At 70.4% G+C, this 18,259-nt stretch carries 12 protein-coding genes; 9 read left to right on the top strand and 3 right to left on the bottom strand.

The annotated features are described in order from the left end of the window. Positions 1–52: 52 nt before the first annotated feature. The 7 genes from WHN02_RS20280 to WHN02_RS20250 are packed head-to-tail and all read left to right on the top strand — an operon-like array spanning position 53 to position 12,066. Positions 53–1,240 carry an AAA family ATPase gene (locus WHN02_RS20280; RefSeq protein ID WP_434740283.1) on the top strand — a complete coding sequence of 396 codons (1,188 nt, stop codon included), beginning with the start codon at positions 53–55 and terminating at the stop codon, positions 1,238–1,240. Beyond that, complete coding sequence (locus WHN02_RS20275; RefSeq protein ID WP_434740282.1) at positions 1,237–1,926, top strand: hypothetical protein; 690 nt, start codon at positions 1,237–1,239, stop codon at positions 1,924–1,926. The genes WHN02_RS20280 and WHN02_RS20275 overlap by 4 nt, the downstream gene beginning before the upstream one ends. Continuing rightward, positions 1,923–5,753, top strand: coding sequence for a DISARM system helicase DrmA (gene drmA, locus WHN02_RS20270; protein WP_434740281.1), 3,831 nt, complete (start codon positions 1,923–1,925; stop codon positions 5,751–5,753). The genes WHN02_RS20275 and drmA overlap by 4 nt, the downstream gene beginning before the upstream one ends. Further along, entirely contained in the window at positions 5,753–7,645 is a 1,893-nt protein-coding gene (drmB, locus tag WHN02_RS20265) for a DrmB family protein (protein WP_434740280.1), read from the top strand. The genes drmA and drmB overlap by 1 nt, the downstream gene beginning before the upstream one ends. Beyond that, a complete protein-coding gene (drmC, locus tag WHN02_RS20260) occupies positions 7,642–8,415 on the top strand; it encodes a DISARM system phospholipase D-like protein DrmC (protein WP_434740279.1) in 774 nt (257 codons plus the stop codon). Before drmB ends, drmC begins: the two co-directional genes overlap by 4 nt. A 4-nt stretch (positions 8,416–8,419) precedes the next feature. Next, a complete protein-coding gene (locus tag WHN02_RS20255; RefSeq protein WP_434740278.1) occupies positions 8,420–10,447 on the top strand; it encodes an N-6 DNA methylase in 2,028 nt (675 codons plus the stop codon). Then, complete coding sequence (locus WHN02_RS20250; protein ID WP_434740277.1) at positions 10,435–12,066, top strand: protein kinase domain-containing protein; 1,632 nt, start codon at positions 10,435–10,437, stop codon at positions 12,064–12,066. The genes WHN02_RS20255 and WHN02_RS20250 overlap by 13 nt, the downstream gene beginning before the upstream one ends. A gap of 52 nt (positions 12,067–12,118) precedes the next feature. Here the strand turns inward: WHN02_RS20250 and WHN02_RS20245 are convergent, their stop codons facing one another. Then, positions 12,119–12,694 (bottom strand): hypothetical protein, encoded by a 576-nt coding sequence (locus tag WHN02_RS20245; protein WP_434740276.1) that lies wholly within the window; start codon positions 12,692–12,694, stop codon positions 12,119–12,121. Positions 12,695–12,900: 206 nt separating this feature from the next. Here WHN02_RS20245 and WHN02_RS20240 point away from each other — a divergent pair, with 206 nt between their 5' ends. Then, positions 12,901–15,765: a DEAD/DEAH box helicase gene (locus WHN02_RS20240; RefSeq protein ID WP_434740275.1), complete on the top strand. Its 2,865-nt coding sequence runs from the start codon at positions 12,901–12,903 to the stop codon at positions 15,763–15,765. Positions 15,766–15,813: 48 nt separating this feature from the next. On the opposite strand, the gene WHN02_RS20235 is transcribed toward WHN02_RS20240, so the two are convergent. Next, on the bottom strand, positions 15,814–16,941 hold the full coding sequence (locus tag WHN02_RS20235) for a hypothetical protein (protein WP_434740274.1): 1,128 nt from the start codon (positions 16,939–16,941) through the stop codon (positions 15,814–15,816). 167 nt (positions 16,942–17,108) lie between these two features. On the opposite strand from WHN02_RS20235, the gene WHN02_RS20230 reads away from it, so the two are divergent. Beyond that, entirely contained in the window at positions 17,109–17,552 is a 444-nt protein-coding gene (locus tag WHN02_RS20230) for a hypothetical protein (RefSeq protein ID WP_434740273.1), read from the top strand. Positions 17,553–17,718: 166 nt separating this feature from the next. Here WHN02_RS20230 and WHN02_RS20225 read toward each other — a convergent pair whose 3' ends face one another. Next, positions 17,719–18,150 carry a hypothetical protein gene (locus WHN02_RS20225; protein ID WP_434740272.1) on the bottom strand — a complete coding sequence of 144 codons (432 nt, stop codon included), beginning with the start codon at positions 18,148–18,150 and terminating at the stop codon, positions 17,719–17,721. Between the last annotated feature and the right edge of the window lie 109 nt (positions 18,151–18,259).

Genomic DNA, 18,259 nt, shown 5'->3' with positions numbered 1-18,259 from the left:
CCCCCGGTACGCCCAGCGGGTTCGGAAGAATGGTCGCGAGGGGGTGAGCCTGATGGAGAAGCGGCTTCTCGCGGTCGAGGTGGAGAACTTCCGTAGCCTGCGGAAGGTCACGTTGCCGCTGCGCCCGCTGAACGTGCTGGTCGGACCGAACGGTGCCGGTAAGACCAACCTGCTCGACGTGTTCCGGTTCCTGGCCGACGTCATCGGCACCGACCTGCAGCCGGCGCTCGACCTGCGTGGCGGCTTCGACGAGGTGGCCTTCAGGGGTGGGGAGAAGGCTCCTACCCACATGCAGATCAAGCTGACCGCGATGTGGACGACGCACAGCAGCCTGAACGCCCCCGACGAGTATCAACTCCGCGTCACGCGCCTTCGGCACGGCACCCTTTCCCGGCGGGAGAGGTTCGCCTTCAAGCGCACCCAGGGCCGGGGTCGTCGGATCACCATCAACGGCCAGAAGGTCAACGTCGTCGACACCGGGCGCGGGGGCGGTGAACGGGAGATCGGCATCAACGCACTCAGTAGCGGGCTCTCGACCCTTCCCCGGCTCTCCGACGACGAGGGCGGGTCGGAGGTCTCCACTGTCGCCCAGCGGCTCGCCTCCTTCCGGGTCTTCGACGTGCGTGTCGACTCGGCGCGGCAGGCGTCGCGGTTTCCCCGGGCCAAGACCGAGACGCTCGACGACGGAGCAGCGAACCTCGCCGGGTTCCTGCTCGCACTGAGAAGTCGGGACGAGGGTGCGTGGCAGCGTCTGGTGGAGGATGCACAGGAAGTGCTGCCGCAGCTCGAAGACATCGACTTCGACTACCCGTCGGGGGCGGCCCGCGAGGTGGTCGTCGTGCTGCACGAGCGGGGCCTGCGTCGACCCACGCAGCTCGCCGACGCCTCCTACGGCACGATCCGGCTGCTCGGGCTGCTGGCCTTGCTCTACGACCCGAGTCCTCCCGCGTTGACCTGCGTCGAGGAGATCGACCACGGGCTGCACCCGCAGGCCCTCGCACTTCTCGTGGAGCGGCTGCGTGAAGCCAGCGAGCGGACCCAGTTCCTCATCGCCACCCACTCCCCGGCTCTCGCCGACCGGCTGTCCCCGGAGGAACTGGTGGTCTGCGAGCGACATGCCGACGGGTCCTCGGCCATTCCCGCCCTGACTGCTGACCACATCGAGGAGATCGTGACGGCCAGCGAGGGCATGCCTCTCGGTGACCTCTGGTTCTCCGGAGCGCTCGGCGGTGACCTGTGACCCGGCGGGGAGGGACCGCCGTCCGGGCCACGAAGCGACCGGTGGTGGTGTTGGCAGGCGAGGACCGTAACGACCGTGAGTGCCTGCGGGTGGTCCTGGAGAAGTTGTGCCCCGCGATGCAGGGCCGGCTGGTGGAGATCAACGACTCGATCCGGCTGCACGAGGCGAAGAGCCCCGCCACCCTGGCCGACCGGGCTCGGACACTCGGACGGCAGGCCAGGGCGAAGGCAGCCAGGGAACGAGCCGAGTTGGCCTGCCTCTTCGTCCACGAGGACTTCGACCGGACCGACGGCGACGAGTACCTCGAAGCACGCGGGCGGGTCCAGACGGCGTTGCGTGCCGAGGTCCCCAGCGCGCACTACGTGTTGTCGGTGGCCGAGGTGGAGGCGTGGCTCCTGCTGTTCCCCGACGCGCTGACCAGGACCGTCACCGGTTGGCAGGTGCCCAGGCAGTACCGCAACCGGGACACCGGAACCCTCACCGATCCGAAAGAGATCCTCAGGCGCAACGTCGGAGGTGCCGGTCGGCGTTACCGGGAGTCCGACGCGCCGGACGTCCTGGCCGCAGCGGTGGCGCTCAACAGCCTCGACCAGCCGGTCGGCCGGAACCGGTCCTGGAACCAGTTGCGCGACGACGCCACCGAGTGCTGCACGTTGCACATCCCGAAGGCGAGGAGGCCGCAGTGAAGGCCGATGTTCAGGGCGGACTCTTCCCGCACCCCCGAGGAGAGCAACAGGCCCTCGCCCTCTCCGGCGACGAGGGGGCGGACACCCCGGCTCTGGACCGGGCTCAGAGCTTCCCCGAGGCGACCTCCTACCAGGTGCGCGACGAGGTGGAGGAGCTGATCGGGCGGGACCTGCTCGGCCCGTGGGACGGGGAGGACGAGGAGTTCCGCCCGGGTGCGATGGGGCCACGCGAGCGGTACCTGGTCGGGATGCTCGGCCCGAAGCAGCGTCCCCGTGCGGAGCGGACCGACGCGGCAGGCGTCCAGGACGTCGACGCGGCCACCCAGGGTGACGGCAGTGAGGCCGAGCTGCCCGAGGTGGTCACCCCGCTGAACCTGGGCAAGATGTGGGCGTCGTCGATGGGCCTCTCCTTCGCCGTCGCCGACGACACCGACGTGCTGTCGGTGACCGCCGAGTGGGGCCGATACGACCTGCGGGTCACCGAGGACGAGGCGGGGAAGTCCAAGCGCGTCTGGTACCGGGAGCCGGTCTCCTACGCCAGGGAGGTCCGGCTCGACGGGGAGACGTCGTACCGGCTTCCGTTGACGGTGGCCGACCAGGACGCGCCCGGGGTCCACCTGGCCGTCGAGGTGCGGCCCCGGGACGGCCAGCGGGTGGTGCAGATCGCGCTGGTCAACACGCAGGTCGAACCGGAGAGCAACGCCGACACGGCATGGCTGTTCCAGTCCTCGCTCACCGTGACCGCGCTCGACGGGCAGGCGGCGGTCTTCCTACCCGTCGACGATCCGCTCGACGGGGTGAAGGGTCTCAGCGACGGCCAAGGGGAGGAGGTGCACCTGCGGCTGCTCTACCGGGCGCAACGCCGGTACGCCGCCGGCCGCAACGTCGCCGTCCACCCGTGGGTCCGCGACGGGCAGCGTCGCGCGTACAAACTCTTCACCACCTGGCTGCCCACCTACGACGTTCCGGCGACTGTCGCACCGGTCGGCAAGGGGACGCGGCTTGCCGGGGTCGAACTGTCCATGGACGCCCTGGCGGCTGCGGACATCGACCGGCTCCGCACCGGACTCGCGGTCCTCGCCGACGGGTACGAGAATTGGCTCGACGACGAGGAAGCCAAGATCCCCGGGTTGCCGGAGCCGCTGCGCCCGGCCGCCGTGGAGGCGGTCTTCGTCGCCCGGCGGGCCGCCACCCGGATCCGGGCCGGCATCGCCCTGCTCACCAATCCGGAGGAACCCCGGCACGCCGAGGCGCTCGCCGCGTTCCGTTTCGCCAACCAGGCCATGGCGTTGCAACGTCGGCACAGTGAGGTAGCCCGGCTGCGTGAGGAGAAAGGCCTGTCGTACGCGCAGGCCAAGGCCGACATCGACGCCCACGGCGCGGCTGCCGCCTCCTGGCGGCCGTTCCAGCTCGCGTTCGTGCTGCTCAACCTGCCGTCGCTGACCGACCCGGCGCACCCGGAGCGGGCCGCCGACGCGCAGGCCACCGTCGACCTGCTGTTCTTCCCGACCGGCGGCGGCAAGACCGAGGCCTACCTCGGGTTGACCGCGTTCACCTTCGCCATCCGTCGCCTCCAGGGGGTGGTCGGGACCGGGATCGACGCCCGCAGTGGCGACGCCGGGGTGGCGGTGCTGATGCGGTACACGCTGCGGCTGCTCACCGCCCAGCAGTTCCAGCGGGCCGCCGCGTTGGTCTGCGCCGCCGAGGTGCTGCGCCAGGACGACGAGCGGACCTGGGGCGCGGAACCGTTCCGGATCGGACTCTGGGTCGGCGGCGGTGTCTCCCCGAACTGGTACGACGAGGCCGCCCAGCAGATCGCCGAGGCGCGGGAGGCCGGACACGGCAAGTACACGAACGTCCTGCAGACGTTGAGCTGCCCGTGGTGTGGGGCCAAGCTGCGCGCCGAGCACGACCTGGAAGCGAAGGAGGACCTCCGCCGGGTCCTGCTCTTCTGCGCCGAGGGGGAGGGGGCCGACGCCTGCCCGTTCTCCCGTACGCGCAGCAGGGAGGGGCTGCCGATCCTCACCGTCGACGAGGAGATCTACCGGTACGCCCCCAGTCTGGTCATCGCCACCGTCGACAAGCTGGCCCAGCTGCCGTGGCGCGGCTACGCCGGGCTGCTCTTCGGCCGGGTCCGGCAACGCTGCTCCCGCCACGGGTACCGGCACGACGACCTCGACGGGCGGGTCAACTGCGGTGCCCGGCACAACAAGAAGGGCAGCCTCGCGGCGGTCACCAGTCAACCCGTGGTGCGGCTGCGCCCGCCGGATCTGATCATCCAGGACGAGCTGCACCTGATCTCCGGTGCGCTCGGCACCACGGTGGGTCTCTTCGAGGCGGCCGTCGACGAGCTCTGCACCTGGCCACTGCCCGGTGGCGGCGAGACCGGTCCGAAGATCGTGGCGTCGACGGCCACCACCAAACGCGCCCGCGAACAGGTGCTCGGGGTGTTCGGGCGGGACCTCGCAGTGTTCCCGCCGCCGGTCGTCGACATCACCGACACCTTCTTCAGCCGCCAGGTCCCGGTCACCATCGACAACCCGGGTCGCCGTTACCTCGGTATCTGCGCCCACGGGGTCCGGATGAAGTCCGCCGAGATCCGGGTCGCGGAGATCCTGCTGCTCGCCGGCCAGACCCTCTTCGACAGGTACGGTGCACCCGCCGACCCGTACCTGACGACCGTCGGCTACTTCAGCGCCACCCGGGAACTCGCCGGGATGCGGCGGCTGCTCGACGACGACGTGACGACGAGGGTCCGGACCCACGGTCGCCGCAAGGGACTCTCCGACCGGATCGTCGGCCCGCTCACCCTCAACGTGCAGGAGTTGACCTCCCGGATCTCCTCCGGTGACATCAGCGACGTGCTCAAGCGGCTGGAGATCGGGTTCGACCCGGAGCTCGACACCACAGCCCGGCGCAAGGCGATCTTCGCCGACATGCGGGAGGCGCAGAAGGCCAAGACGGCCTCCCACCCGCGACTCAACCTGCACCCGGTCACCGACCGCTTCTACAAGCGGCAGAACGAGGGTCGGCTTCCCGTCGACGCGGTCCTCGCCACCTCGATGCTGCAGGTCGGGGTGGACGTGTCCCGGTTCGGTCTGATGGTGGTCACCGGCCAGCCCAAGAACACCGCCGAGTACATCCAAGCATCCTCCCGGGTCGGCCGGGACCCCCGCCGCCCCGGCCTGGTGGTCACCCTCTACAACTGGACCCGGCCCCGCGACCTCGCCCACTACGAGGACTTCGAGTACTACCACGCCACCTTCTACCGGCAGGTGGAGGCGCTCTCGGTCACCCCGTACACCCGGCGGGCGCTGGACCGGGGGACCGCAGCGACCCTGATCGCGGCCGTGCGCCACGCGCAGGAGGAGTTCTCCCGCAACACCGACGCCCACGACGTCCCGCTCGACGGGCCGCAGGTGCAGCGGGTCCTCGACCGGTTCCTGCGGCGGGCGGAGGCGATCGCCGGTGAACGGGGCCGCGACTACCTCTCCGAGCGGATCAACACGCTCCGTGACATCTGGAACAAGCGGCGGACCGGCCTGACCCGGCTCGGATACGACCGGGGTTCCTTCAAACAGCAGCAGCTCACCGGCCTGTTGGAGCGGGCCGGCAACGAGCGGTGGACCGAGCTGACCGTCGGACAGTCGATGCGGGAGACGGAGAACGAGATCAACCTGGTACTGCCGGCCGGCGGCAGGATTCTCGACCCCCTGTACGGCGCACCACAGTGGGCCTTCGGCCCACCCGAGGGCAACGCCCGGGACGAGGACCTGCCGGACGGGGACGAGTTGGGCGAGACGACGCTGACCGGAAAGGGCAAGTGATGGCGGGCAGGTTCTTCCGGCGGGTCGGCACCGTACGCCCCAGCCACCTGATGTTCACCACCGGTGTCGGCGCGGTCGTCGACCTGCCGAACTTCTCGGTCCTGGTCCGTGGCCTCGACGACTGGGACCACAAGGCGGTACCCGAGTTCTCGCCGATCGTCGAACCCCGCCTCCTCGCCGAGGTGCGCCGGTTCCTCCACGATCCGGCTCTCGAAGAGCTGCGTCCGGCGCCGTGGATGGAGGGGGCCGACGACCCCAACAGCCAGGCGGCGAAGGTCGGGGTGCCGATCACGCCCTTCCCCGGCTGGCTCCGCTGCACCGCCTGCGACGACCTTGCCCCGATCGAGGGCAGCACCTTCGACTTCGAGAACTCGAAGGCCCGCAAGCCGCACGAGGCCCGCTTCTTCCACGCCTCCTGCGGTCGGAAGAAGACCGGCCGTCGACCCATGGCCGTGGCGGCCCGGTTCGTGCTCGCCTGCACCGCCGGGCACCTCGACGACTTCCCGTACTCCGAGTTCGTCCACCAGGGTGGTGGGTGCCCGAACGCCTCCCACCCGAAGCTGCGCATGGACGACCGGGGCGGGAACCTCGGTGCCAACGTCGAGATCAAGTGCATGCCGTGCGGGGCCCGCCGCAACCTCAAGGAGGTGCTGGGCCAGCGGGGCGCGGACAAGCTGCCCCGATGCCGCGGACGCCGCGCCCACCTGGGTGACTTCGACCCCGGGGAGTGCCCGGGGGAGCTGAAACTGCTGGTGATCGGCGCCTCCAACCAGTGGTTTGCCCAGACTCTCTCCGCACTGGCCGTACCTCCCACCGGGGCCAGCGAACTCCAGGCGAAGGTCGCGGCGACCTGGGAGAGCCTCAAGGACATGCCGGGCATCGGGATGCTGCCCTACCTGCGCACCGTCGTCCCCGCCCTGAGGGGGTTCGACCGATGGAGCGACGAGGAACTGTGGGCGGCGATCCAGCGCCACCGCAACGCCTCGGAACCCGAGGAGGAGAGGGGATACCCGGATCTGCGTACCCCGGAGTGGGAGATCTTCTCCGCGACGCGGTTGCCGCCGGGCACCGACGACTTCACCCTGCGGCGTGACCCCGAGGGGGTGCCGGCGGAGCTGAAGAACGTCTACGCCGACGTCATCCAGGCCGAACGCCTCCGGGAGGTCCGGGCTCTGGTCGGTTTCACCCGGCTCGACGCGCCGGACCCGCAGGACCCGGACCTGGTCCTGCGGGCACCTCTGTCCAGGAAGAAGGCGGGATGGGTGCCCGCCAGCGAGGTACGCGGAGAGGGCATCTTCCTCCGACTCCCCGAGGACCTGCTGACCGAGTGGACCGCCCGGGTCACCGGCACCGAGGCCATGCAGACCCACCGGGAGGCGTACGCGCGGTTCCGGCGCAGCCGCTACTCCGGCCGGATCCGGGGCGGGTTCGAACCGATGAAACACTGGCCGGGGGAGCGGTTCATCGCCCTTCACACCCTCTCCCACCTGCTGATCCGCACCATCGCGCTGGAGTGTGGCTACAGTTCGGCGAGCCTGTCGGAGCGGATCTACGCCGGGACCGAGGCGGATCCGCACCGCGCCGGGATCCTCATCTACACCGCAGTCCCCGACGCCGAGGGCACCCTCGGTGGACTGGTCTCCCTGGCCGAACCGAACGCGCTGGTCCGCCTCACCCGACGGGCGATCGCCGACGCCATGCACTGCTCCTCCGATCCGCTCTGCGCCGAGCGGTTGCCGCACGATCCGGCGGAGTTCCTGCACGGTGCCGCCTGTCACGTCTGTCTGTTCGTCTCCGAGACGACATGTGAACGCGGGAACCGGTTCCTGGACCGGCGTTTCGTCGTACCGGTCGACGACCCGGGCCTGGCGCTCTTTCCCGAGCTACCGTGACCTGGCATCCGGCGTTCGAGGCGGCGGCGCAGGCCGCTGCGCACCGACTCGGATCGGTGCACCTGCGGGTGCTGGCTGACCGCCTCGGTGCCGGATGGCCGGAGCAGGCGGTGCGGCACGCCGTTCCGGTGCCCGGCTTCGCCGAGGTCGCTGCAGCGGTGTTGACAGCCCGAAGTGTGTCGGGGCTGTCCGAGCGGGAAGCGGCCGCATACCTGCGCGGCCTGGCAGCCGGGCACGCCCAACGGTCCGCCGCCACGCGGGTCGAGTCGGTGTGGAGCGGGCCGAGCACCCACCCGGTGCCGGTCCGCGCCACCGCGCAGGTGCTGACGTCCCTGGCCCGCTCCGCCCGGACCGAACTGCTGCTGATGACCTACTCGGCGACACCGTACCGGCCGCTGCTCCGGGCCCTGACCGAGGCGACCGCCCGGGGGGTCGCGGTCACCGTGGTGGTGGAGACGGTGGCCGGTGGGGCGGGGGCGCTGCACGGGGCAGAGCCCGCCGCCGCGTTCGCCGACGTCCCCGGGGTCGAGCTGTGGCACTGGCCGGTCGACCGGCGGTCCGAACGACCGGCCAGGATGCACGCCAAGATCGCGGTGGCGGACCGGCACGCTCTCCTGGTGTCCAGCGCCAACCTGACCCAGTCCGGGGCGACCCGCAACATCGAGGCCGGGCTGCTCGTGCACGGCGGATCGGCACCACTGCGGGCCGCCGAGCACATCGCGGAACTCCAGTCCCGGGGCGTCCTCACCCGGCTGGGAGCGGTGGGCTGAATCGGTGGAACCGGCAGGCACCGGCGTGGCCACCGTCGCCACCGGAGACATCGCCCGACTGGCCAACGTCGGACGGGCCGCGGTCAGCAACTGGCGCCGCCGCTTCCCCGACTTCCCCACACCGGTCGGCGGCAGCACGGCCAGCCCGCAGTACTCCCTGACGGAGGTCACCGGGTGGCTCACCCGGCACGGCAGATCATTCACTGTCCGTCCGACCGACCGCCTGTGGCAGGAGTTGCGCGGCGCGACCGGTGACATGCACCTCGGTGACCGGCTGGGCTACGTCGGCGGTCTCCTGACGTTGCTCGCTCGCGCGCCTGAACGGTGGCGACACCTGGCCGACCAGCCGGACGGTGCGCTGGTCGGTGGACTCGCCGACGCACTCCGAGCTGTGGTTCCCGAGATCGCCGAGTTCGTGGTCGACGACCCGGACGAGGCGGGGACGGCGATCGTCCGGCTGACCGCCGAGGTGGCCCAGCGAGAAGACCCCCGAGCCGTCTTCGACTTCCTCCACGAGCGCTACCTGGAGGTCCACTCACGCAGACACGACGGCACTCAGACCGCCCACGCCCACCTGCTGGTTCGAGCCGCCGACGTGTCCGGCGGGCGGGTGCTCGACCCGGCCTGCGGTACCGGAGGGCTGCTGGACGCGGCTCGGGACAGCGGTGCCGTCGAGCTGTACGGGCAGGACGTCAGTCGTACCGCCGCCCGGCTCGCCGCCGCGCGACTGGCGCTGCACGGTGCCCCCGCACGGATCGTGGCGGCCGACTCCCTGCACCGCCCCGGCGGGGGTCACGGCACGGTCGACGCGGTGATCTGTGACCCACCCTTCGGTGACCGCTCGTGGGGGCAGGACGGTGAGGCACCGCAGGACCCTCGCTGGTCGTACGGGCTACCGCCACGGGCCGAGCCCGAACTCGCCTGGCTCCAGCACTGCCTGGCGCAGGTACGACCCGGCGGACGGGTGGTGATCCTGATGCCGGCGGCTGCGGCGAGCAGGCGCTCGGGACGACGCATCCGGGGCAACCTCCTGCGGGCCGGTGTGCTGCTCGCCGTGCTGAGCCTTCCCCCGACGGCCCCCGGCGCTACCGCCGCAGACCTGTGGGTACTCCGACGGCCCGACGGGGAGCCCCGAGTCAGCCACGTGCTCGTCGGCGAAGCGAACACCGACACCGTCCTCGCGACGCTGCCCGGTCAGGCGCCCCCGACCGGTCGGTCGGAGACGGGAGTCCAGGCCGTGCCGATCATCGACCTGCTCGACGAGCAGGTCGATCTCAGCCCGTACCGCTGGCTGAGCGCTGCCGACCCGTCGGAGGGCTACCGGCCCGCCGTCGAGCAGTGGACCGCATCGGTCGTCGATCTGCTGTCGCACCTGCCCGACCTCACCACCGGCACCCGGCACGGAGTCGCCGACACGACGACCATCGGGGATCTCGTGCGAGCCGGGGTCCTGCTGCTCCGGCAGGCCCCCGTCGGCACGTCCGACGTCCACGACGGGACCGAGCCGCTGCTCACCGCGAAGGACGTACGGCTCGGCCGTCCACCCACCGGCCGGGCACACCGGCGCGACGGTGCCGTCATCCTGCAGCCCGGCGACCTGGTGACACCGTTGGCCCCCCGGACACCCGTGGTGCGGGTGATCACCGAGGCCGGAGCCCTGCTCGGTCCCCGGCTCTACCTGCTGCGGGTCGCCCCGGAGCGGATCGACCCGCACTTCCTCGCCGGGTTCCTTCGGGCCGGGCAGGGCGCGGGTACCTCGGTCGGCACCTCCCTCGCCGGTCAGGCCGATCTGCGTCGGGTTCGGGTGCCACGGCTTCCCCTCGCCGCACAACGGACCTACGGGGACGCCTTCCGTCGTCTCTTCACCGCCGATGAGCGACTGCGAGAGGTGACCGTACGGGGGCAACAGCTGGTGGAGCAGGGGTTCCACGGCCTGGGCCACGGGGGTCTACGGCCGATCCGGACGGCCACTAACCTTCCACAGTCGGACGCGGCGGAACCGAGCGAGAGGCAGTCACGATGGGGAGGCTGATCAACAGCCGGTACGAGCTGGACGACCTGCCCATCGGCCGGGGTGGGATGGGCGAGGTCTACCTCGGCCGGGACACGAAACTCGACCGCGAGATCGCCGTGAAGTTCATCCGGTTCCCGAACGGTCTCAGCGACAAGGACTACGTCCGACGCTTCGTCCGCGAGTCGCGGATCACCGCCCGCCTGGAACATCCCGGAGTGCCGGCCGTGTACGACGTCGGCACCGACGGCAACCAACCGTTCCTGGTGATGCAGCGGATCCACGGCATCAGCATCGCGGACCTGGTCGCGGAGAACGGCCCACTCCCCGTGGGCTGGGCCAGCGCCATCGCCGCCCAGGTCTGCGCGGTGCTGGCCGTGGCCCACAGCGCGTCGCTGGTGCACCGCGATCTCAAGCCCAGCAACCTCATGCTCGAACCCGACGGCGGGGTGAAGGTGCTCGACTTCGGACTGGCCGTCGCCCCGGACCAGCCCGACTTCTCCAGGATCACGGTGACCGGTCAACCGCTCGGCACGCCCGCGTACATGGCACCCGAGCAGATCCAGGCGAGCATCACCGGTCCCGCGACCGACCTCTACGCACTCGGCTGCACCCTGCACGAGATGCTGACCGGGGAACGGGTCTTCACGGGCGCGACCTCGTACGACGTCATGAGCAAACAGGTCGCCCACCGGCCGCCGCCGATCCGCAGCGTGCGTGACGACGTCCCGGCTCCGTTGGAGGAGTTGCTGCTGCAACTGCTGGAGAAACGCCCCGAGGACAGGCCTGCCGACGCCCACGCGGTCTACCGTCGGCTGGTGCCGCTGAGCACCTCCCTGGGTCCGCTGCCAGGAGCGCTCCACCCGCCGGCCACGCCCAGCCCCACCCGGATGTACGCCGCAGTGCTCAGCCAGGTCTTCGTCGGCGTCACGGGCAGCGGCAACGTACCTCCGCAACCCGTGGCCGGACCGGCGTCGACGGTGGCACCGATTCGACCGGAACCCGCAGCAGCCAAGAAGCCCCAACCGAGGCACCAGCGTCAAGGGGCCGGCTCGCGGCCTCGCCCGCAAGCGGCGGCAGCCGTGCCGAACCGTGGCAGGGTCACGGAGAAGGTTCGCCGACTCGTCGCCCAGTCTCGGTACGACCAGGCCGCCGACCTCCTGGAGTCGGCGATCGCGGACGCCGCCCGGACGTCGGGGCTGGCCGGTCCGGAGGCGCTCGAACTGCGGCTGGCCTGGGCCGACGTACTCTTCGATGGCGGCGACTACCGCAGCGCGGGGCGGGAGTACCGACAGCTCACGGTGGACGTCGCCGGTCAGGGCGACGACGAGGGGTCGCTGCGTTGCCGTCTGAAGGCGGCCACCTGCACCGCCCTGACGGGGCACCCCAGCGAGGCGCTGGACGAATTGCAGGGACTGTTGCTAGACCAGCGGCGGCTCTTCGGCGACGGCGACCCTCGCACCAGCGAGCTGCGACGTCAGATCGGTCTGCTGCAACTCGGTGCCGGGCAGCGTGACGACGCGGAGCAGACCCTGAGCCGACTGCTCGCCGACCTCAGTGAGCAACGCGGCCGGGACGACCCCATGACACGGGAGGTGTCCGACCTGCTCGTGCAGGTCCGACGCTCAGGCCTGAACTGATCACCAACCGTGTCGGCTCCGTACGCGATTCGCGGCTGTCCACGTCGCCGTGTCAGTCGGCCAGCGGGCTGAAGCTGCGGCCGTCGAGCACGTTGATCAGCTCGTCGTCGCGGTGCACCTGGTAGCCGCGCCGCCGCAACTCGGCCACCAACTCCGTCTCGCTGCTCAGCGGGATCTCCAACAGGTCGCCGTTGAGGACGGTGGCCTGCTGATCGCCGAAGCGTGTTCGCAGCTCCTCCGGCAAGAGAGTGACTGCCCGTTCCGCCACCATGGGCGGCCAGTCTCCCTCCACGACCGATCCCAATTCGTTGATGTCGAAGGGCTCCTCGTCGGCCGGGTCCTCCTCGGGGTTGTAGTTCTCCGGGTCGGCGGGATTCGTCACATGGGTCGTCTGGATCCTCCGTGCCTCGCCCCAGGTGCGGGCGGCGGCGATCGCTCTGATCTCCGCTGCCTCCTCGGCGGCGGTGTTCCCGTCTGCGAAGGCGAGGCAGTCATGCATCTGCGCGTGGCCGTAGACGAGGTTTTGGCTGGTCGAGTGGTGATTCGTCATGATCCAGATCATGCCCGAGACGTCCGAACGCAAGATCAGCTGTTGATCGTGGATCGGACGCGAGTGTGCCAGGATCATCGGCCGGTCGGACCAAAGACGATCACGAAGGTTCTCGTCGGCGTTCGGTCGGGCCAGCGATTGTGTCCGGTCGGACCAGGCAACCGCGCCGTCCGCACCCTAGGTTGATTGGCGACTACATCCGCTGGCACCTGCGTCAGATCGGCGCGGTGCGGCACTGCCACCGTGTGGGGTTGCCGCCGAGGCCGTGGGTGGCGGGAGTCGGGATGGCTGTCGGCGCAGAGCGGAAGCTCGTCAAGGCCCTGCGACAGGCGCTGTCGCAGGGACCGATCCCGCAGGAGGATCTACTCACGGCGCTGCGGCAGACCGGTGTGCGCACCGACAGCAGCGGCCTCTACATCGCCTGCGCCACGCACGGTCTCGCCGATCTGCGGGAGGACACCTGGATCCCGCGAGGCTGGGCCGCCCCGGTGGCTGAGGCGACACCGGCCATTCCTCGTCAACGCCCGCTGGAATCACCCACCGCCCGCCGGGCCGCTGTGGAGATCCGTGACATCGCCTCCTCCATCGGCATCCCCATGGACGAGCCGACCCCACCCGCCGGGCCGGTACCCGCCGCTTGGCCAGGGATCGCTGCCCAGGCCGGCCGGGCACTCCAGGAGGAACTCCGAGCCGTCACCGACCGCCGCACCCTCCAGGACGTACCGGTCAGTGGTGGTTTCGTGGTCGCCGAGACGACGTCCCGGACGCTGATGCGGTTCGAGGCCGAGGGTGACCTCGGCGTGTCCGAAGGCGCCCAAGCGACGCTCGTTGTCGAGGGCACGCCGATCGACGTCGAAGTGGTGTCGGTCTTCGGTGACGTGCTGACCCTGTCGGTGCCGCCCGCAGCGGCCGTACCGGAGAAAGCCGTGCTGCGCTGCGACCTCTCCTGGCTGCTCTCCGCGCAGAGCAAGCGGCTTCGGGAGTTGGCCGACGGCGGGCCGGGTTTCAACGCCGAGGCCGCGGCCGCCCTGTTGAACGCCGGCCGGGCCGCCGTGCCGGACGACTTACCAGCCGTAAGAGCCGCACATCTCAACCAAGGCCAACGGCATGCCGTCCAGCTCGCGCTCACCCCGGGTGTCACATGGCTCTGGGGGCCGCCGGGCACGGGAAAGACCACCACCATCGGCACTCTGGTGGCGGAACTCTGCGTACGCGGGCTGCGCGTCCTGCTCACCGCGCCCACCAATGCCGCCGTCGATGTCGCGGTCAAAGCCGTCCTGAAGGAGATTCCCGAGCTTGCCGGCGGCGGGCTGGTCCGGCTCGGTCAGCCCTCCGACACCGCTCTCGTCGGACGGGCCGACGGGCATGTCCTGATCGACGAGATCGCCGCGAAGCGCGGTGCGATCCTCGCCCGCAGGCGGGTCCAAGAGGGACAACTCGTCCGCGATCTGCGACAACGACTCAAAGCCCTGCAACGGCGGCACGCCAACCTCAACGACGAGGACCAGCAGGAGCGCCTGACCTTGGAGCGGGGCGTGGCGGAAGCGACCGCCGTGATCCGGGAGCTCGACGAGGCTCTGCACCAGGTGCGCCGGCAGGTCTGCCGCGAGGCCGAGGTGGTGGCGGCCACCTCGCACCAGGTGGTTCTGCGGACGCTACGGGAGCTCACGTTCGACGTGGTGATCCTTGACGAGGCCAGCATGACCACGACGGCGCTGGCGATGCTGGTGGCGGGTATGGGCGACGGTCACACCATCATCGCGGGTGACTTCCGCCAACTGCCGCCGGTTGTCGTCGCCGACACGCCGTCCGCTCAGGAGTGGCTACTCAAGAGCCCGTTCGAGAAGGCCGCTGTGGACCTCGCGGTGGGCGGGAAGTCCCCACCGGGCCGGCTCGCGGCGCTCACCGAGCAGTACCGCATGCGCAACGACATCAACCGTGTGGTGAGCGAGGCGTTCTATCCGGAGAGCCCGCTCGTCACCGCGCAGAATGTGTCCAGTCGGCCGCGACACAGCAGGGCGGACTGGGCGGGGGGTGAACTCGTCCTGCTCGACACCTCGCAACTCGGCGCACGGACCGCCCGCAAGCAGGGCATGTCCTCCCGGTACAACCTGATGCACGTGCAACTGGTCGCCGGGCTCGTCACCGACCCGGATGGCGACGTGTCCAGTCTCGGTGTGATCTCACCCTTCGCCGCCCAGGCCAGCCTCCTGGAGTCGCTGCTGCCGGACCCCGACCAGGAGGATTGGGCGGCCTCGACGGTGCACCGGTTCCAGGGCGGAGAGCGGGACATCGTCGTGTACGACACCGTGGACACCGGCCTCGGTGTACGCCCGCTGCACCGCTGGTTCACCGAGGGCGAGCCCGGAGGTACCGGCGCGCGGCTGCTGAACGTGGCGGCCAGCCGCGCCCGCGACCACCTCGTGGTGATCGCCGCCCTGGACCAACTGCACCGGCATCGCACCAGCCGGGACGCGGTCTCGCTGTTCTTCGCGAAACTGCTCGAACGGGGGCGAATCGTTGGAGTGGCCGAGGCGCTCGACAACGTGTCCGTGACCCGACGGGTGACCCACGACATCACCGCACTGCTTGGCGACGACCTGGCAAACGCCGGATCTGTCGAGATGTGGCTGCCCCGGGCGCCGCTGGTCGGGTTGAAGCCCCTGATTCCGGCACTCAAACTGATTGCTGAACAGGATGTCGACACCGAGCCGGTGACAGTCTGGGTCGAGCCGGATCCCGACGGCTACCTTTCGGCGGAGGCGATGGCGGCCAAACGCGGGGGTGTGAACATCCGTCCGTGCACTCCGATCCTGGAATCCAGCGCCGTCATCGACGACGTGGTCTGGACCTCGACCCGTTCGCTGCTCGGTCCCGATCCTGGGACCGTGCTCCGCACACGACACGCGGCATTCGCCGACGCGGTGCGGCGGGCACAGCGGCGACGGCCCGGCATCGCACCGGGCAGTGGACAACTCGGCGACGACTGCGGGCGCTGTGCGCGTACCCTGGTCCGATTCGAGGTGGGCCGACGGGGTCTGCCCACCGTCGGCTACGGCTGCCTGCACTGTGACACCTCGTCCCGTCGAAGCCATCGTCCTGGAAATCGTGACGGGCTCGACCTGGCCGGGGGGAACCAGCACCGGTAGCGCTCGGAAAAGCGTTCAGCCGCCCCAATGGCGGTGGGCCGGCGGTCATCAACGGGGGCCGAAGACCATGCCCAGCCTGGACAGCCGAGCGTTGTCCAGCTCCCACTGCAGCACGGTATCGAGCGTGTCGAGTGCCCGCCCCTCGACGGTGGCCTTTGTGCTCTGCAGGCCGTCGACCACCTCGGGCAGGGCCGCCACCACCGCTGCGGTGGCGGTCCGGATGGGCTCCTCGGCACCGTCGGCCACGGCCCGGATCAGGTTCACCACCGGGATGCGAGCGGTGCGCGCGTACCGTCCGGCGATCCGCTTCAGGCCGGCTGGCATTCCGGCCCCCGCCTCCCGCGTGGCCGCGGACAGCCCGGCGAGGAGGAACTCGGCCAGTTCGCTGCGGCCCACTGCGAGACCGGGCAGCACCGCCGCGACGGCGGCCCGGGTCGCCGTCTCCGCGGGCGTCTCGGCGCCGCCGTCCTCCGGGGCGTCCGCTTGATAGGCCAGCCGCCGCCGACCCGCGGTGCTCATCTGGAACAGCACCATGAGCACCATCGCCCGGTAGAAGTCGCTCACCCCGTCGGCACCCGCCAGCGCGGCCAGCCGCGGCACCGCGCCCGGGACAGTGGGCACCACCGAGCCCTGCGGGAACGCGTCGTTCGCGATCGCCGCGATCAGGTCGCCCACACCGTCGAAGGTGCGGCCCTCGAAGGGCACCACCTCGGCGGCCGCGTGAAGATCGGCGGCAGGACGACGGAAACCACCGCACGTGAGTCCGGCAGGCGCGGGCAGATATGGCGCGGCAGCTGTCTGCCCCCCGACGAGCTCCGCGCGGATCCGGTCGGCCTCGGCTCGGTCGAGCTCGTGCGCGAGGCCCTCCCGGGAGAAGCGCTCGATCGCCCTGTCCGGAAACTGGCCGCACGCCGAGTTGACCTGCCCGCCGTACTCCCGGGCAATGGCCGTAATGGCCTTCTTCTCGGCCGGTGAGACCCCCAGTGGACCCTCGTAGGGCGGATCCACGGCCAGCGAGTGGGCTCGCCACCAGCCGGCGAAGCGACCCTCCAGCGGGTCGATCGGCACCTGCCGTACCGCGACCAGCAGGTGGCCGCGCTTGGCCAGCTTGTCGGCGACGGCATAGGCCGAAACCTCATCCGGCACCGACACGACGAAGCGCATCTCACGAATCACGGCGGCACTCTATCGACGATGGGTCGGGCTTCCCGGCGGCGCGATCCTGGCCGGCGCGGTCGAACAGGTACGCCACCTCGTGCTGTGAACCGCCCAGCGGCTCGGTGGCCGGACAGCACACCACCGAGCTGTCCTCCATACTCGACCCTCCGTGGGGGTGACGGGCAGTGGAAGACCTACCAGCCGAACGGCTGACGCTGATGGACGGCGGTCAGGTGAAGACGGCGGGGATGTTCCTGGAGTTCGGGCCCGTCCGCTCGGCCGAGCCGCAGCGGCGCATCTTCGACAGCGTCGCCGACGAGGAGTTGCCCGACGTGGCCTGGGTGGTCGGCTACCTTGACGCCGGTCATGTGCTCATCGACGTCATGGACGTCGCCGCCGATCCGTTCGAGCCCACCGAGCGGGTGCTGAACGGCTCGACGGTGCTGACCGACGGCGATTGGCTGTGGCGCAAGGATCTCGCCTACTACGTCCGCCGGCACCGGGTCGCGGTGCCGGCGGAGTTCCTGGCCCTGATCCGCGAGCGCGGGTACGCCGTCCCCGCGCGTGGCGTGCCCGAGCTGACCGCCTGCTCGCAGCGGGCACGCGAGTTGATGTTCTGGAATAGCTGATCGCGCACCCGGCCAGGTCAGTGATCAGCCGTCGATGGGCTGCTGACAGGTCAGGGGCCCGTGTTCCTGCTCACCGGTGTCGACCAGACCGACCCAGGGCAACCGTCGCCGACCCCGCCCCTAGTCGATGGAAACCACGTTGTCCACGCCTCGACGGTAGGCCACCTCACTGCTCGGCAGGACGGCCGGAGAGGGTGGCCGCTTCCGCCAGGAGTTCGTCCAGCTCCGCGTCCGTGAGGTTCGCGTCAGCGAGAATCTTCAGTGCGGTGGCGGCCTGGATTGTTCCGATCATCTCCTGGGAGGCGGCGTAGTCCACCGACGGGTCGATGACGGACATGATCAGCCGTTCGGCGGCCTCGGTGTTGATCTCTGCACCGCCGTGCAGGTCGGCGCGGAGGTCGGCTACAAACTTGATCGTGTCGGGCCACTCGGCGTTCTCGCCGAACCGGCGGTCCACGGCGAGGAAGAAGACCATCGCGAGGAACTTCGGGAAGCCGTCCCACCCCTCGGCCTGGAGCCTGGCCTCGATCGCATCGTTTGCGGCTTGCTTGCCGCGCACCAGCGTACGGATGTAGTCGGGCAACTCAGGTCTGATCATCAGGGTCACGCCTTCTCAACCGTCGTTTCGCGATTTGCCGTGCGATCGCCTTGATCGTCGCCGTCAGCGCATCGGCCACCGTGGCGTCTGCGGCCAACGGAGTATCAAC

This window comes from Micromonospora sp. SH-82 (genome assembly GCF_051132485.1).
GTDB lineage: Bacteria > Actinomycetota > Actinomycetes > Mycobacteriales > Micromonosporaceae > Micromonospora.
Note: the sequence above shows the minus strand (reverse complement) of the source record. Positions and strands in the feature narration are given on the sequence as shown.

Coding starts and splice junctions, on each gene's coding strand:
- WHN02_RS20280 (WP_434740283.1), top strand. CDS start 53: ATGGAGAAGCGGCTTCTCGCGGTCGAGGTGGAGAACTTCCGTAGCCTG.
- drmB (WP_434740280.1), top strand. CDS start 5,753: ATGGCGGGCAGGTTCTTCCGGCGGGTCGGCACCGTACGCCCCAGCCAC.
- WHN02_RS20250 (WP_434740277.1), top strand. CDS start 10,435: ATGGGGAGGCTGATCAACAGCCGGTACGAGCTGGACGACCTGCCCATC.
- WHN02_RS20245 (WP_434740276.1), bottom strand. CDS start 12,694: ATGATCCTGGCACACTCGCGTCCGATCCACGATCAACAGCTGATCTTG.
- WHN02_RS20240 (WP_434740275.1), top strand. CDS start 12,901: ATGGCTGTCGGCGCAGAGCGGAAGCTCGTCAAGGCCCTGCGACAGGCG.
- WHN02_RS20225 (WP_434740272.1), bottom strand. CDS start 18,150: ATGATCAGACCTGAGTTGCCCGACTACATCCGTACGCTGGTGCGCGGC.